The 15,585-nt window shown below is 73.3% G+C and carries 13 protein-coding genes; 3 read left to right on the forward strand and 10 right to left on the reverse strand.

Annotation, left to right across the window (positions count from 1 at the left end; genetic code table 11):
* Position 1: 1 nt before the first annotated feature.
* From ACWCSU_RS29405 to ACWCSU_RS29415, 3 genes are read right to left on the reverse strand one after another with little or no spacing between them, the layout of a single operon-like run.
* Positions 2-724 carry an enoyl-CoA hydratase-related protein gene (locus ACWCSU_RS29405; protein ID WP_357703657.1) on the reverse strand — a complete coding sequence of 241 codons (723 nt, stop codon included), beginning with the start codon at positions 722-724 and terminating at the stop codon, positions 2-4.
* Positions 715-1,932 (reverse strand): hydroxymethylglutaryl-CoA synthase family protein, encoded by a 1,218-nt coding sequence (locus ACWCSU_RS29410; protein ID WP_357703660.1) that lies wholly within the window; start codon positions 1,930-1,932, stop codon positions 715-717. The genes ACWCSU_RS29405 and ACWCSU_RS29410 overlap by 10 nt, the downstream gene beginning before the upstream one ends.
* A gap of 3 nt (positions 1,933-1,935) precedes the next feature.
* Positions 1,936-2,769 carry a DUF6039 family protein gene (locus ACWCSU_RS29415; protein WP_357703662.1) on the reverse strand — a complete coding sequence of 278 codons (834 nt, stop codon included), beginning with the start codon at positions 2,767-2,769 and terminating at the stop codon, positions 1,936-1,938.
* Positions 2,770-2,901: 132 nt separating this feature from the next.
* On the opposite strand from ACWCSU_RS29415, the gene ACWCSU_RS29420 reads away from it, so the two are divergent.
* Positions 2,902-4,185, forward strand: a complete 1,284-nt coding sequence (locus ACWCSU_RS29420; protein WP_449939259.1) for a cation:proton antiporter — start codon at positions 2,902-2,904, stop codon at positions 4,183-4,185.
* A gap of 1 nt (position 4,186) precedes the next feature.
* Here the strand turns inward: ACWCSU_RS29420 and ACWCSU_RS29425 are convergent, their stop codons facing one another.
* Both ACWCSU_RS29425 and ACWCSU_RS29430 read right to left on the reverse strand, forming a co-directional pair.
* Positions 4,187-4,825, reverse strand: coding sequence for a 4'-phosphopantetheinyl transferase family protein (locus ACWCSU_RS29425; RefSeq protein WP_449939262.1), 639 nt, complete (start codon positions 4,823-4,825; stop codon positions 4,187-4,189).
* Between the two features lie 173 nt (positions 4,826-4,998).
* Positions 4,999-5,919 (reverse strand): nitroreductase/quinone reductase family protein, encoded by a 921-nt coding sequence (locus ACWCSU_RS29430; RefSeq protein WP_449939268.1) that lies wholly within the window; start codon positions 5,917-5,919, stop codon positions 4,999-5,001.
* A 152-nt stretch (positions 5,920-6,071) separates the two neighbouring features.
* Between ACWCSU_RS29430 and ACWCSU_RS29435 the strand changes: the two genes are divergently transcribed.
* Both ACWCSU_RS29435 and ACWCSU_RS29440 read left to right on the forward strand, forming a co-directional pair.
* Entirely contained in the window at positions 6,072-7,478 is a 1,407-nt protein-coding gene (locus ACWCSU_RS29435; RefSeq protein ID WP_449939270.1) for an MFS transporter, read from the forward strand.
* 44 nt (positions 7,479-7,522) lie between these two features.
* Positions 7,523-8,587, forward strand: a complete 1,065-nt coding sequence (locus tag ACWCSU_RS29440) for an alkene reductase (RefSeq protein WP_449939273.1) — start codon at positions 7,523-7,525, stop codon at positions 8,585-8,587.
* A gap of 889 nt (positions 8,588-9,476) precedes the next feature.
* Here ACWCSU_RS29440 and ACWCSU_RS29445 read toward each other — a convergent pair.
* Genes ACWCSU_RS29445 through ACWCSU_RS29465 form a run of 5 tightly spaced genes read right to left on the reverse strand, consistent with a single transcriptional unit; the run spans position 9,477 to position 15,400 of the window.
* Positions 9,477-10,775, reverse strand: coding sequence for a phenylacetate--CoA ligase family protein (locus tag ACWCSU_RS29445; protein ID WP_449939275.1), 1,299 nt, complete (start codon positions 10,773-10,775; stop codon positions 9,477-9,479).
* The gene (locus tag ACWCSU_RS29450; RefSeq protein WP_449939278.1) at positions 10,772-11,983 is read right to left on the reverse strand and encodes a hypothetical protein; all 1,212 of its coding nucleotides are present in this window, start codon (positions 11,981-11,983) and stop codon (positions 10,772-10,774) included. The genes ACWCSU_RS29445 and ACWCSU_RS29450 overlap by 4 nt, the downstream gene beginning before the upstream one ends.
* Positions 11,980-13,263: a phenylacetate--CoA ligase family protein gene (locus tag ACWCSU_RS29455; protein ID WP_357703681.1), complete on the reverse strand. Its 1,284-nt coding sequence runs from the start codon at positions 13,261-13,263 to the stop codon at positions 11,980-11,982. Before ACWCSU_RS29455 ends, ACWCSU_RS29450 begins: the two co-directional genes overlap by 4 nt.
* A complete protein-coding gene (locus ACWCSU_RS29460) occupies positions 13,260-14,462 on the reverse strand; it encodes an ATP-grasp domain-containing protein (protein WP_357703684.1) in 1,203 nt (400 codons plus the stop codon). Before ACWCSU_RS29460 ends, ACWCSU_RS29455 begins: the two co-directional genes overlap by 4 nt.
* Positions 14,459-15,400, reverse strand: coding sequence for a glycosyltransferase family 2 protein (locus ACWCSU_RS29465; protein WP_357703686.1), 942 nt, complete (start codon positions 15,398-15,400; stop codon positions 14,459-14,461). Before ACWCSU_RS29465 ends, ACWCSU_RS29460 begins: the two co-directional genes overlap by 4 nt.
* Positions 15,401-15,585: the final 185 nt, after the last annotated feature.

The following is a 15,585-nucleotide window of genomic DNA, read 5'->3' on the forward strand; positions in this document are numbered from 1 at the left end:
TCTAGCGTTCCCAGGGGAATCTCTTCTCGGTCGCGTAGTCCACGAGCCTGCGGCGCACCTCGGGGCTGGACATGAGCCGGCCGAACTCCTTGACCGCCACCTGCTCGGTCTCGTCCGACAGGATCCACAGCTCGCGGAAGTAGCGCTTCATGTCCGTGACGATCGACCGGTCCAGCTTGGTCAGCCGGTACGCCAGCCGCCGCACGAGCGCCTCCGGGTCGTCCGACACCTCGTCCACCAGGTGGAAGGCGGCGGCCTCGGCGGCGCTCACCGGCTGGGTGCTCAGCGTCATCGCGTACGCCTTCTGAAAGCCCGTGCGCCGGATCAGGAACGGCAGCACGCAGCACGGCAGCAGCCCCCACAGCGCCTCGGGGAGGCTGAAGGTGCTGCGCCCGCTGGCGAAGACGAAGTCGCTGGCCGCGGCCAGGCCGACGCCGCCGCCGGCCACCCGGCCGTCCACGCGGGCGACCACCGTCACCGGCGTCTCGGTGAAGCGGCGCAGCAGCCCGTAGAACGCCCGGCCGCCGTCGGCGACGTCGGCGCCGGCCGCCTCCTCCAGGTCCATGCCGGTGCAGAAGACGCCGTCGCCGCCCTCCAGCAGCAGGATGCGGCAGCCGGGGGTGCGCTCGGCCTCGTCCAGGGCGGCGCCCAGCTCGTCGATGGCGCGGTCGTCGATCGTGCGACGGCGCAGCGTGTGCCGCAGGGTCGCCGAGGTCAGCTCCATCTGTACTCCCGGTGGAAGTCCGCGATGCGGTCCAGCACCAGCAGGCCGCGCCCGCCGAAGGCGTCCTCGTACAGGTCGCCGTACGGCTTGGGGTCCAGCACCGCGTCCCGCACCCCGAAGGCGCGGTCGGCGCTCAGCTCGGTCAGCGCGTCCAGCTCCTCGACGCCGATCTCGCGCCGCTCGTCCAGCGCCCTGGCGATGCCGCTGCGTCCCTGGGCCGGGATCACGCCGCTGAAGAACTCCGACGCGCAGCCCGACCCGTACGAGAACAGCCCCGCCCGCCTCGGCGCGTCGAACGCGCCGTGGTCGATGAGCGAGCACAGCGCCAGGTAGAGCGCGGCCGAGTAGGTGTTGCCCACCCGCACGCCGTAGGCCAGGGACGGCGTGACCCGCGCCGCGAAGTCGGCCTCGATCTCCTCCGCCCCCATGCCCTTGAGCTTGCGCAGCAGCATCCGGTGCGCGCCCTTCACCATCCCGGCGAACGGCGTGTGCAGCGCCAGGTAGTCGAAGGTGTCCACGATGTCGGCCCCGGCCACCCGCCGCCCGTAGGCCGCGAAGCACTCCTCGGCGCAGCGCATGTACGCCAGCAGCGACAGGTCGGGATCGACGGCGTCGGTGTCGTGGCGCGGCCGGGCCGTGTCCATCACCTCGAAGGTGTGGTAGCCGCTGGCGCCAGGGTCCAGCCGGAGCACCCGCGCGTCCTCGCCGACCAGCATCGCCACCGCTCCGGCGCCCTCGGAGGGCTCCCAGTAGGTGGACTTGGCCGTGCCGCTGGCCGCGTCCGTGGCGATCGCCAGCGCCTTCACCCCGGGGATCGGGCTCGCGCCGACGACGGCCGCCGCGCACTGCAGCGCGGCCGTCCCGCCGTAGCAGGCGTGTTTGACCTCGAACGAGCGGCATGCGGGGTTCAGCCCGAGGTGGTGGTGGATGTAGGTGCTGATCGGCTTGCCGAAGTCGAGGCCCGACTCGGTGCCGACGACCAGCAGCTCGATCCGGTCCTTCTCCTCGGGGGTGAGCGCGTCCAGCAGCGGGCGGGCGGCGTTGACCGCGTTGGTGACCGGGTCCTCGCAGGGCAGGTTGACCGAGCGCTGCTCCATCATCAGGTTGCCGAAGCGGTTCACGTCCAGGCCGCGCGCGTCGAACAGCGCGCGGACGTCCGTGTACGCCCTGCCGACGTACGCGTTGATCGCCTCGATCCCGAGAGCCATGGCCTAGGGCACCATCAGGACGTCGTGGATGCTGGTCGGCACGAACAGCCGGTCCCACTGCCCGCCGCCGTGCCGTTCGGGGACGCGTTCCACGTCGTAGACCTCCTTGCGCATGCCCTCGCTGCGGTCCAGCTCCCGCACGGCCTGGTAGTCGTCCAGTTCGCGCAGGTGGATGAGGGCGTGCAGGCGGTCCTGGCGGCCCCACGTCTGCTCGTAGATGTAGGCGGTGGCGCGGCCTTCGAGGTCGGCGTTGACGTACCGGGACCAGTCGTAGAGGAACTGCCGTCCCTCCTCGCGCAGCTCGTAGCGCGCGTCGGCGGTGCGCAGCACGATCGCGCCGGCGGTCGCCGAGTTGAGCTGCTCCTTCTGGGTGGTCTGGTGCGTCGCGGGCGGCACGAAGGTGCCGGGCACGTCGTGCACGTCGTCGGTGAACCCGTGCTGCGGGCACATGACGGTCTCCTGGAGACTGCCGTGGACGAACATCTTCTCCCAGTTGCCGCCGCCCTTCTTGGGCAGCCGGTCCTTGAGCGAGATCTGCTGGAACGCCTCGTCGTGGTCCACCATCTCGATGAGCTTGCTGTACTTCTCGGGGGACTTCATGTGCACGAACCAGTGCAGCCGCTCGCGGACGCCGAAGACCTCCTCGTAGCAGAAGGTCGTGGCGACGCCGGCCTGGGCGCGGTTCATGTAGTCGAGCAGGTCGACGCTGAAGTCGCGGCCCTCGCGGGCCATGCCGTACTCCAGCATCCCCACGCGGTGGACGATCAGGCCCGCGTTGCCCGAGTGCAGCAACTGGTCGGGGGGCAGGGTGGTCTGATACTGCGCCGGCTTCGTCATGCCCCGAATGTCGCCCACGGGCGCGGGAAGCTCCGCTCAATATTGAGCAGGGCCCCCGACCGGCGGGCGGGCGGGCTCAATATTGAGCAGCAGGACGGGCGCCCGATCGGCCTAGCCTCTCCTGTGCCTGACATGCCTCTGGGAGCCCACGACCTGCTGGTCTTCATGCTGCAACTGGGCCTGCTCCTCGGTCTCGCCGTCCTGCTCGGCCGGCTGGCCGCGCGCCTGCGCATGCCCGCCATCGTCGGCGAGCTGACGGTGGGCGTGCTGCTCGGCCCGTCCCTGCTCGGCCACGTCGTCCCCGCCCTGACGTTCACCCGGCTCCACCTGCTGGACGCGGTGGGCCAAGTCGGCGTCCTGCTGCTGGTGGCCATCACCGGCATCCAGCTCGACTTCCGCCTGGTCCGCCGGCGCGGCGCCACGGCCGCCAAGGTGAGCGTCGCCGGGCTGGTCGTCCCGCTGGCGCTCGGCGTGGCCGCCGGTTACCTGCTGCCCGCCTCCCTCCTCGTCGAGGGCACCAGCGTCACCGTCTTCGCCCTGTTCCTGGGCGTGGCCACGTGCGTCAGCGCCATCCCCGTGATCGCCAAGACGCTGACGGACATGAAGCTGCTGCACCGCGACGTCGGCCAGCTCTGCCTGACCGCCGGGATGGTGGACGACGCGTTCGGCTGGTTCATGCTCTCGATCGTCTCGGCCATGGCGACGACGGGTGTGCGCACCGGCCAGATCGTGTTGTCGCTGGTCTACCTGGCCGCGCTGGTGCCGTTCGCGCTCTGGGTCGGCCGGCCGCTGGTCCGCTGGACGATGCGGGCCGCCACCCGGTCGGCCGAGCCGGGCACGGCCGGGGCCGCCGCCGTGGTGCTGGTGCTGCTGGCCGCCGCCGGGACGCACGCGCTCGGCCTGGAGGCCATCCTGGGGGCGTTCGTCTGCGGCGTCCTCCTCGGGCGTTCCGGCCACGCCGACGCGTCGTGGCTGGCTCCACTGCGGACGATCGTCCTCAGCGTGCTGGCTCCGCTGTTCTTCGCGACGGCCGGTCTGCGCATGGACCTCACGCTCCTGGCCCGGCCCGACGTCCTGGCCGCGTCCGGGGTCGTGCTGGGCGTGGCGATCGTCGGCAAGTTCCTGGGCGCGTACCTGGGGGCGCTGTTGAGCCGGATGAGCGCCTGGGAGGCGTTCGCGCTGGGGGCCGGCATGAACGCGCGCGGGGTCATCGAGGTCATCGTGGCGATGGTCGGCCTGCGGATCGGCATCATCGACACGGCGATGTACACGATCGTGATCGTCGTCGCGATCGTCACCTCGCTCATGGCCCCGCCGATCCTGCGCGTCGCGATGAGACGCGTCGAGCTCACCGCCGAGGAACGCCTGCGACGGGCCGAGCACGACCAGCTCGTCGAGCCCGGACGGCGCGCCTGACCTACCGGGGGACGACGATCGCCGTGGCCAGCAGCCCGGGGCCGGCCGTCCAGCGGCCCGCGAACCCGGGCACGGGCGCGTCCGGCGGCAGCAGCCTGGCGCGGAAGCGGCCGTCGAGGGAGAAGGTCAGGGAGCCGTCCTCGAACCCCAGCCACTCGCCGGTCAGCGGGAACCACGCCTTGTAGACCGCCTCCTTGGCGCTGAACAGCAGCCGGTCCCAGTGGGTGCCCGGCCTGAGGGCGCCGAGCTCGCGCACCATCGCGGCCTCCTCGGGCCGGGCGATCATGTGGAAGACGCGTTCGGGGAGGGGTTCGTGCGGTTCGGCGTCGATCCCGATGCTCCGCACGTCCGACGCGCCGGCCACCGCCGCCGCGCGGAAGCCCGCGCAGTGCGTCATGCTGCCCACCGCGCCCGCCGGCCAGCGCGGCGCGCCGCGCCGGCCGGGGACGATGGGCGCGGGCGGGATGCCCAGGGCCGCCAGCGCCTCGCGGGCGCAGTGCCGTACGGTGGCGAACTCGCGCCGCCGTTCGGCGACCGCCTTCCTGACCGCCGCCCGCTCCTCGGGGAAGAGCGGCACGCCGGGCGGGTCGCCGTACGCGGTCGAGACGACGACGTTGTCCGGGACGAGCCTCTCGATCACCTACCGCCTCCCGTCCGCTCCCCCTCCGTCTACCCACACCCGGCCGATCACGCCTCAGGGCACGGTCGCGGGGGCCGCCCCCGCCGTTACGGGCGACCGGCGTGCGGTACGGGATCCAGGTCGGCACCACGGACTCGACCCGGCTCCCGCCGTCGCGGCCGACGGTCGCCCGGCTATCCCCGGTCGCCGAGCGGTTCGAGGACGAAGACCGGGATCTGGCGCTCGGTCTTGCGCTGGTAGTCGGCATAGTCGGGGTACGCCGCCACCGCCCGCCGCCACCAGGCGTCCTTCTCCTCCCCCGACACCTCGCGCGCCCGGTACACGCCGGTCGCCGTGCCGTCCTGGAGCTCGACGACCGGCTCGGCGACCACGCTGGCGTACCACTGGGGGTTGACCGGCGCGCCGCCCAGGGACGCGACGGCCGCGTAGCGCCCTTCGTGCTCGACCCGCATCACCGGCGTCCTGCGCAGCTTGCCGGTCTTGGCGCCCCGGTAGCTCATCAGCACGACGGGCAGGTCCTTGATCGTGACGCCGTCGGTCGTGCCGGTGCGCATGATCTGCTCGACGTGCTCGCGGACCCACGCCGAGGCGCTGGGCTCGTACTCGCCGGTCAGTGCCTGCGCGGCCCGGCGCGCGCCCTCCGCGGGGCCGTGGCGACGGCCGGGGCGTTTGTCCACGTTGTCGGTCAGGGTGTTGATGAGGGCGGGCAGCCCGGCCACCGTCTCGGCCGGCAGCCCGGCCACGGTCTCCTCCGCCAGGTCGACCCAGAGCCGCTTGACCTGCTCGGCCAGCGCCCTGCCGCTGTCGGTGAGCTCGACCACGCTGGCCCGCTTGTCGGACGGCGCCGGGGTGCGCCGGATGTGGCCGGACGCCTCCAGCTTGCGCGTCATGAGCGTCACGCTGGGCGGCTCGCATCCCAGGGCCTCGCTGAGCTGAGCCTGGATCCTGGGCCCGGTGCGGGCGAGTTCGAGCAGCAGCGCCTCCTGCCCGGGATGCAGGCCGAGCGGGGTCAGCAGCGTGGCGGCCCTGGCCCGGTGGCGCAGGCTCAGCAGGCGGATCGCCTGGTTGACGGCGTCGGCTTGCGCGAAGTCCATGATCGCTCCTTGACGGAAATTAGTTATCTGCATAATAGTTATCCGCGTAACCGAATCCTACACGGCATCGGGACGCCACGCGCGGCACATCGCGAAGTGCCCCCCTGACGCGGCGCCTCCCCGGCAGCACGCACCCAAGGACGGAAGAACTCATGACGAGCATCGGCACCGCGCCCCCGCGGGCCACACCCCGGACCATCCCCGCCTGGCTGATCCTGGCGCTGGCCTGCGCCGGCCAGTTCATGGTCATCCTGGACGCCTCCATCGTCAACGTCGCCCTCCCCGCCATCCGCGCGGAGCTCGGCTTCACCCCCACCGGCCTCGCCTGGGTGGTGAACGGCTACCTGCTCGCCTTCGCCGGCTTCATGCTGCTGGGCGGACGGGCCGCCGACCTGTTCGGCCCGCGCCGGACGCTGGTCTCCGGCCTGCTGCTGTTCTCCGCCGCCAGCCTGGCCGCCGGCCTGGCGAGCGCGGCGGAGGTCCTGGTCGCGGCCCGCGTCGCGCAGGGCGCAGGGGCCGCCATGATGGCCCCGGCCACGCTGGCCGTGATCAACACGTACTTCACCGAGCCGGGCGCCCGCGCCAGGGCGTTCGGCGCCTGGTCCTCCGCGGGCGGCGTCGGCGGGATGATCGGCGCGGTGGCCGGCGGCGCCATCACCACCGGCCTGTCGTGGCGCTGGGTCTTCCTGATCAACGTGCCGGTCGGCGCGCTGCTGGTCGCCGTGGCCCTGACGGCCCTGGCCGGTGCGCGGGCCGCGCGGCGCGAGCCGCTCGACCTGACCGGCGCGGTCACCGGGACCGCCGGCCTGGCGGCGCTGATCTACGGGGTCATGCAGAGCGCCGACCATGCCTGGTCGTCCGGGCGGGTCGTCGTGCCCGTGCTGGCCGGGCTGCTGCTGCTCGCGGTGTTCACCGTGGTCGAGGCGCGTTTCGCCGACCGGCCGATGTTGCCCCTGCGGCTGCTCGGGATCCGCGGGGTGGCCGTCGGCAACGGCATGCTGCTGCTGTTCGGCGGGGTCACCATCGCGATGTGGTACTTCACGTCCCTGTTCCTGCAGAACGTCCTGGGCTTCAGCGCGCTGCTGGCCGGGCTCGGGCAGACGCCGGCGGCGGTGACGTTCATGCTGGTCGCCCGGGGGGCAGCCGCCCTGCTGCCGCGGGCCGGGGCGCGTCCCCTGGTGCTCGGCGGCGGCGCGTTCTTCGTGGCCGGGTTCGGCTGGCTCTCCCTGGCCGGGGCGGGCAGCGGCTACCTCACCGGGGTCCTCGGGCCCACGTTGCTCGTCGCGGCCGGCATCGGGCTGACCTTCCCCACCCTGATGGCCGCGGCGACCGCCGACGCGCCCGAGGGCGAGGCGGGCGTCGTGGGCGGCCTGGCCAACACCACGAGCCAGGTGGGCTCGTCGATCGGGCTGGCGGTCCTCGCGACGGCCGCGGGCGCCGTGGGCGCCGCGGGCTCCCCCGCCGCCCTCGCCGACGGCTACGACCTGGTCTTCCTCATCGCGGCCGGGCTCGGCCTGGCCCTGGCGGCAGGCGCCTTCCTGCTGCCGCGCCGCCGATGACCCGCCCTTCCCTCCCTCCATCCCCTTCCACCAAGGAGACATCCGTGTCCATCACCTTCGATCCGATCGCCGTGGGCGGCACGAAGCTCGCCAACCGGGTCGTCATGGCCCCGATGACCCGCAGCCGCGCCCGCGACGGGCTGGTGACCGACCTGACGGCGCGGTACTACGCCCAGCGCGCCTCCGCCGGGCTGATCGTCACCGAGGGCGTCCAGCCGTCGGTGGTCGGCCAGGGTTACCCGTTCACGCCCGGCCTGCACAGCGCCGCACAGGTCGCCGCCTGGCGCGAGGTCACCGGCGCGGTGCACGCGGCGGGCGGGAAGATCTTCGCTCAGCTCCTGCACACCGGCCGCATCGGCCATCCGGTCCTGCTGCCCGAGGGGCTGGTCCCGGTGGCGCCGTCGCCGGTGGCCGCGCGCGGACAGCTCTTCACCCCCGACGGCGTCAAGGACTTCGTCACCCCGCGCGAGCTGACCGAAGCCGAGATCGAGCAGACCGTCGCCGACTTCGCGAGCGCCGCCCGCAACGCCGTCGAGGCGGGCTTCGACGGCGTGGAGCTGCACGGCGCCAACGGCTACCTGATCCACCAGTTCCTCGCGCCCGGGACCAACCTGCGCACCGACGGCTGGGGCGGCTCGACGCCGGGACGCGCCCGGTTCGCCGTGGAGGCCGTCTCCGCCGTGGCCGACGCGATCGGCGGCGACCGCACCGCGCTGCGCATCTCCCCCGGGAGGCCGGACAACGACATGCGCGAGCCCGACCCGGGGCCCGTCTACGAGGAGCTGCTGCGGCGGACGTCCGGGCTGGGGCTGGCGTACCTGCACGTCATGGAGGCGGGCGACCGGGAGCTGACGCGGGCCCTGCGGCGGCGTTTCGCCGGCCCGCTCGTCCTCAACCCGCACACCGGCGACCGCCCGACCGGCCCGGAGGATCTCGCGCTGATCGACGACGGGACCGCCGACCTGATCGCGTTCGGGCGGCTCTTCCTGGCCAACCCCGACCTGCCCCGCCGCCTGGCGACCGGCGCGCCGCTCAACGCCCCGGACCCGGCCACCTTCTACGGCGGCGCCGCCGAGGGCTACACCGACTACCCGGCCCTGCCCGCCTGACCGGCCGTCGCCGGGCCGAGCGCCTGGAGCAGACCCCGGTCCCGGCCGCGCCGGCCCGGCCGGGGCCGGCCTCGCGCAGGGCGGCGAGGATCACCTCTGCGGGACGGCTCGCGCCCACCCGGGGGAGCACGCTCCGCACCCAGAAGATCATTTAGGTCCGCAATAACAACGGGCCCGGAGCCGCACCCTTAGTCAAGACCGGAAGCGGCCGTACGCCGCGACCTCAATAGGAAGATCCACACCCGCGACCTGCCTCACTCGCCCCCTCGGTTTTCGGCCGACCGAAAGGGCTCACGATGCCTCCCACCACGGTGAGCGCCCCCGGCCGCCGGAGCGCCGGGCGACATCAGAAACGGGCCGGGCACGAATTCGCGCCACCCCCGAGGGGAATTCCTGAATCACCCCTCCAACAAATAGTCCCGGGATGACAATTCATCGACGAATTCACGCATCCGGATCGCGCACCTACCAAATCTGTCATCATCCGATTCCGGGAGTCGCGGAATTCGCGTGAATGAATTGATTCAGTCGGCGCGATCCGGCGGGCGAGCGCCTGGAACGATCCATATGCGAGGTGGCGCCGCATCTGCCGGCATCCTCCGGACGCCCCGAAAGCTGGAATCGATGACCGAGCCCGCGATCCGGCCGAACGAGACGACGGGTCCCGCTGCTGCCGTGCGCGTCCGTCGAGCGGACCCCTGAAGTTCTACGCGGCGCTGGGATTCACCGCCACCTACCGGCAGACGCGGCCCTACGTCTGTCTGGCGCTGCGCTGGAGCGGGTTCGACCTGCATTTCGGCCCGGCGCCGAAGGGGCTCGACCCGGCCCGGGAGGGGCCGGGGGTGCCTGGTGCTGGTCGACGTGGCCGGGTCCGAGCTGAGGGCCGAGGTCAGGAGGTGGGCGTGTTGTGCATGATCTTGACCATGCGCACCTTGCCGTTGGGCTCCGGGATGATCACGTCCACCGTGCGCGCGGTCACCTCGAAGTCGGTGGCGACGGCGGCCACGGCGTCCCGGATCCTGCCGGCCAGGTCGGCGGGGGCCGTCGGCGAGGGCACCAGCAGGATCTCCACCGCGCCCGGCCGGTACTGGAGGACCTGCACGCCGCGCACGCCCTCCGTCGGCATCACGGCCGGGTTGGTGAGGAAGTTGGCGTGCACCGTACGTCCGTCGGCGGCCACCACCCGGTCCTCGGTCCGGCCCTGGATCCGCCGGATGATCGGGGTGTGGAACGCGCGGCACGGGCAGTCGTCCGGCTCGATGAGCACGCGGTCGCCGAGCCGGTAGCGGATCAGCGGCATCGCCTCGGCGTGCAGCCGGGTCACCACGATCTCGCCCTCGCCGTCGGCCAGCGACACGCTGCCGTCGTCGTGCAGCACCTCCACCACCACGTCGGCCGAGCGCAGGTGCATGGCGCCCTCGGGGCAGGTGCGGCCGATCGTGTACGCCTCCACCGAGGCGTACACCTCGTGGCCGCGCGCCCCGAAGTAGCCCAGCACGTGCTCGCGCGCCTCGGGGGTGAGCGTCTCCCCGGCGAAGATGACGGTGTGCACGCCGCGGTAGTCGACCTTCCTGCGGCGCAGCTCGTCCACGAGGGTGACGATGCAGCCGGGGAAGCCCCACAGGAACGTCGGCCGCCCGCGCAGGAACGCGTCGACCTGCTCGTCCAGGCTCCGGCTGGTGTTGACGTGCGAGGTGCGGGCCAGGCCGAGCCGCTGCAGCCGGTGCGGCCGGAACTCGCCCACCCGGAAGTAGCCGATCCGGTCCCAGGGACGCAGGCCCGAGGCCAGCAGGTCCTGGAGGTAGGTGGCGCGCAGGTAGCCGAGGTCGCCCTCGGAGTAGAAGGGGCGGATGGGCACGCCGGAGGACCCGCTGGTGGGCGCCTCGCGGGTGTTGTCCGGGGTGAACCCGGTGGCCATCAGTTCGGCGGGCGGCAGGTCGCGCAGCGTCGCCCGGTCCAGCAGCGGCAGGGCGGCCAGGTCGGCGGCGGTGGACAGCGCGGCCACGGCGTCGGCCGGCAGCACGCGGCGGTAGTACGGCACGTTGGCGTGCGCGTGGCGGACGAGCCCGGTCAGCAGCCGGTCCTGCACGACCTTGAGCCGGGCCGGGTCCAGCCGGTCCCGCGAGCGCGCCAGGTACAGGTTCCGCAGCACCGGCACCACCGGGATCGTGCTGGGCAAGCCCTTCATGAGGTCTCCTTCTTCAGCGTGGCCAGCATGACGCCGCCCTTGACCACCTCGCCCGCGCAGTACGCCAGCAGCGCGCCGAACGCCGCCGCGGCGGGCACCAGGAACCATCCGGCGGCGGCGACCACCGCGAACTGCAGGCACGCGGCCACCGCCGCGAGCCGCCGTCCCCGGTCGTCGGTGTTCTCCACCAGCAGGAACGCGGGCAGCACGGCCGCCGTCAGCGCCGCCTCGGCCAGCAGCGCGGCACCGGTCGCCACCACGCCCCGCTGGCCGCCCGCCAGCACCACCGCGAGCACGACCACCGCCACGGCCCCGGCGGGCACGGCGGGCGCGAGGATGCGCCGCGCCATCCGCCGGGCGCCGGCCTCGCCCGTGCCCTCGATCCAGACCGCCACCCGCGGCTGGAGGATCCGCAGCAGGTACGACACGCCCATGACGACCACGGACAGCGCCACCGACCACACGTAGAAGACGCTGGTCTTCTGGGCGTCGTCCAGGTGCGCGAAGTACGCGAACGTCACCGAGGTGGCCGCGACGCTGGTCACCTCGCCGACGCTGAGCAGCGCCGCCGCGCGTACCGCCGGCCGGTGGGCGCCCTTGTCCGCCTTGCCGGTGCGTCCGCGCAGCAGCCCGGCCGCCAGCACGATGTTGAGCACGGCCAGCACGCCGACGTGCAGGGCCAGCAGCGCGTTGGCGCGCATGCCCGTCCAGGCCACCAGCCCCACGCCGGACGCCTGCGCGACGGCGAGCGTCAGGTAGGCCAGCACGTCGATCCGGGCCCGGCCGCGCAGCCGGTTCAGCGCCGCCATGACCGCGCAGCAGCCCAGCCCGCAGGCGTAGGCCGCGGCGGCGGCGTACCTGGTGGGCGCGCCGTCGGGGTCGGCCGCCGCCAGGGCCAGCCAGACCGGCACGGCCAGGGCGAACGGGGTGGCCGCCAGCAGCATGAACAGCGGCCGCAACGCCTGCCCGTCGCGCCGCGGCACCAGCGCGAGCGCCGCCTTCTCGATCCCGCTGGACGTCAGCGCCAGCAGCCACCCGGACACGCCGTTGGCGGTGGCGTACAGGGCGAACTCGTCGGCGCCCCAGAGGCCGAGCAGCACCAGGTTGGCGGTCCACAGGGCCGCGCGGAACGCGCCGCGCCCGGCGAACAGGGCCGCGGTCACCGCCACCAGGCGTGGCGGCGGCCTGCGGCGCAGGCTCACGGTCACGGGCCGGCCTGGGCCGACTCGACGAACCTGCCCTTGCCGCCGGGGGTGAGCGTGACCCGGTCGGCCTGCTCGAAGCGCACCTCGACCGGGCCGCCCACCTGCTGGGACAGCCCGCGCCGGTAGGCCGTGGCCACCTCGTCGAAGTCCCGGCCCGCGTCGGGGACCAGGTGGACGGTGACGTTCCCGTCGGCGTCCTGGCGGACCATGCTCTCGGCGACGCCCGGCGTCCACATGGCCAGCGACAGGAAGGTGGCCGTGTAGACGCGGTGACCGCCGGGGAAGGTGATGTAGTCGTCGGACCGGCCGCCGGTCACGCGCATGCGCATGAACCGGTTGCCGCACCCGCACTCCCCCGGCACGATCATGCCGCGGTCGCCCAGGCGGTAGCGGATCAGCGGCATCGCGCGTTCCCTGAAGTGGGTCACCACGACCGCGCCGTCCTCGCCGTCGGGCACGGGCGCGCCGGCGTCGTCCACGATCTCCAGGCGGACGCGGTCCTCGTCGACGTGCATCGCGCCCCGGTCGCACTGGGTGGAGACGGTCAGCACCTCGTAGGCCGAGTACTCGTCGTACACCGGGACGCCGAAGCCGTTGGCCAGCAGCTCGCGCACCTCGTCGGTGAGCAGCTCGGAGTCGGTCATGACCATGCGCAGCGTGCGCCGCAGCCGGGCCACGTCGTGCGGGCCGGCGGCGCGCAGCAGCCCGCGCAGCACCACCGGGTAGCCCATGATCAGGTGCGGGCGCACCTTCAGCACGTCGGCCAGGATCTTCGCGTCGCCCTGACCGGCGCCGATGACCGTGCGCGGGAACAGGCCGATCCGCTGGAACCAGCGCAGCGGGCGCGGGAACGGCTTGATGTGCGCGATCCGCCACCACGGCCGGTAGCCCGACAGCAGGAAGCGGCGGAAGATGGTCGCGCCGTGGTAGCCGTAGGCGGCCACGTCGTGCCGGACCTCCAGGACGCGGCCCGTGGTCCCGCTGGTACGGTCCACCCGGTAGTCCTTCGCGCCCAGGCCGGGCGTGTGGAAGCGGGACAGGTCGCCGTCCAGCACGGTGGCCTTGTCCAGGATCGGCAGCCGGGCCAGGTCGGCCAGGCTGTCCAGGGGCACGTCGTAGCGCGGGTCGGCGTAGTGCGGCACGTGCGCGCGGGCGAAGGCCAGCAGGTCGCGCAGGCCGTCGAGGGTGAGCCGGTCGGTCTCGGCGCGCGGGCGGCGGATGGCGCGGAAGGCGTCCACGACGTGCCGCACCTCCCGCACGGCGACGCCCAGTCCGTGGCTCACAGGCCGTCCCCGATCTCGAAGCGGAGCAGCCCTGTGGCCTCGCGCAGCACGCCGGTCAGGGCGTCCGGGTCGGGGGCGGCGGCGGTCAGGTAGCCGAGCTTGGCGCCGGCCCGGGTGTAGCGCTCGACGTGGTCGCCGGGCGCGGCGGCCAGCACCAGGTCCACGACGCCGGGCAGCTCCCTGACCTGCTCCTCGCCGTCCACCCGGACCAGCTTCCCGTCGCGTTCGGCGCCCAGGACGCGGACCGCGCCGTACCGGGTCGCCGCCGGGGTCAGGCACGGCGTCTCGCCCATGGCCGACAGCACGTACTGCTCGACCACGTCCACGCCGTGGACCAGGCCCAGCAGCTCGGCCAGGCCGTTGCCGCCGAGGCGGGCGCCCATCTCGACGAGCACGACCTCGCCCGTCCCGGTCACCAGGACGTCGGCGCTGAGCGGCCCCTCGCGCAGCCCGGTCTCGGCGCAGACCGCGTCGAGCATCGGACGCACGGCGTCGGTGACGTGGGCCGGGCCCGGCATGGTGTGCTGGACGGTGATGAACAGCGGCGGCGGAGTCAGCTCCCGTTCGGCCAGGCCGATCAGCGCCACCTTCCCGCCGATCACGAACGCCTCGGCCGTGTAGTGGGCGCCCTCCAGGAACTCCTCGGCCACGACCCGCCCGGACAGCGACCACTCCCTGGCCAGCCGTACGGCCTCGGGCAGCTCGTCCGGGGCGGCGCACAGGGACACGCCGCGGCTGCCGGAGGAGTCCACCGGCTTGACCATGAGCGGGAACCCCAGGCCGGGGGCGTCCCGCAGCACCTCCTCCTCGGCGCCGCTCACGTGGCGGGGGCCGGGCAGGCCGAGCCGGGCGCACATCGCGCGGAACCAGCCCTTGTCGACCGAGCCGCGCACCGCGCCCTCCGACAGCCCGCACGGCAGGCCGAGGCGCGCGGCCAGGGCGAGCTGCGAGGGCAGGTTGACGTCGCTGGCCGGGGAGACCACGCCGGCCAGGCCGGCGCGTCCGGCCAGGGCCCGCGCGACCCGCGGCACGTCGCGGGTGCTGAGGTCGAGGAACTCGTCGGCGTGCGCGACGCCGGGGGCGTCGGCCCGCATGTCCACGCAGATCGTGCGCACGCCGAGGCGGGCCGCGGCGCGGATGGTGCTGATGGCGCCGTCCGCGCCGCCGAGGACCGCGATGGTGCGGCGGTCGCCGGTCATGCGAGCCTCCCGGCGAGCAGGTCAGCGGAATCGACCGGCACGTTGGCCTCCCGTACGAGGAACAGCGGCGGACGGGCCTGACCGCGAGAGATGTGCAGAAGCGTCCGGGCCATCAGGGTGAGCCCGGCCAGGGCGGCGGCCAGCGCCAGCCCGAACAGCGCCGTGCTGCCGGTGAGCCCGGCCAGCAGCGCCAGGGGCAGGCCGACCAGCCCCGCCCAGACCGCGGCCGCGATCGGCCGCGTCGAGAAGCCGAAGAACAGGTCCAGGGAGTGCCTGGCCAGGCCGCGCACGGTCACCTTGGACGAGCCGTGCACCCGCGGCCGGTGCGCGGTCGGCACGGTCGTCCAGGCGCGCGTCAGGCGCGGCAGCGTGGCCAGGAAGTAGGGCGTGCCGAGCCGCAGGTCCACGATCCGGCGCGCGATCTCCGTACGGACCAGCCGGAACGTCGTGGCGCGCGGCGGGATCTCGATGCCCAGCAGCCGCCGCGCCAGCCAGTCGTGCACGATCGACGCGGTCCGCCGCGGCCAGGGGTCCTTGCGGTCCACCCGGATGCCGAACACCGCGTCGTACCCGTCGGCGGCCCGCTCGATCAGCCGCTTGGCCTCGGTCGGCGGGAACTGCAGGTCGGCGTCCAGGTGCAGCACCCAGGGGTTTCGGGCGTACCGATAACCGGCCGAGAAGGCGGCCTCCACGCCGAAATTCCTGGACAACGATATGAACGACACCCGATTGTCACTCTCGGCGATCGCGCGAATGCGCGCGAGCGTGTCATCCGTGCTGCCGTCGTCGACGAAGAGTATTTCGAGGTCGCCCTGGTCACCCAGCGCGTCTGCGATTTCGCGATAGGTGTCAGGGATGTTGTCGGCCTCGTTCAGGCACGGAACGACCACGGTGAGTGCCAGGCCGTCCGGCGGAACTGGAAGCGGATGTTCATTCATGGAACGGTCTTCACCACGTGCATCAACCCCGGTTCACCCCGCGATGGGGCCCGGGCATTCCCGCCCGGCTACGACCCCGGTTGCGGAATATATCGGCACGTGTCAGAAAAAAGATAGGTATTGATTTCTTTCCGGACGGTTTGTTAGGAAGATCTCCGACGCGGGGCCGCTGGGTCATGCGCATT

It is taken from the genome of Nonomuraea sp. NPDC001699, assembly GCF_053596455.1.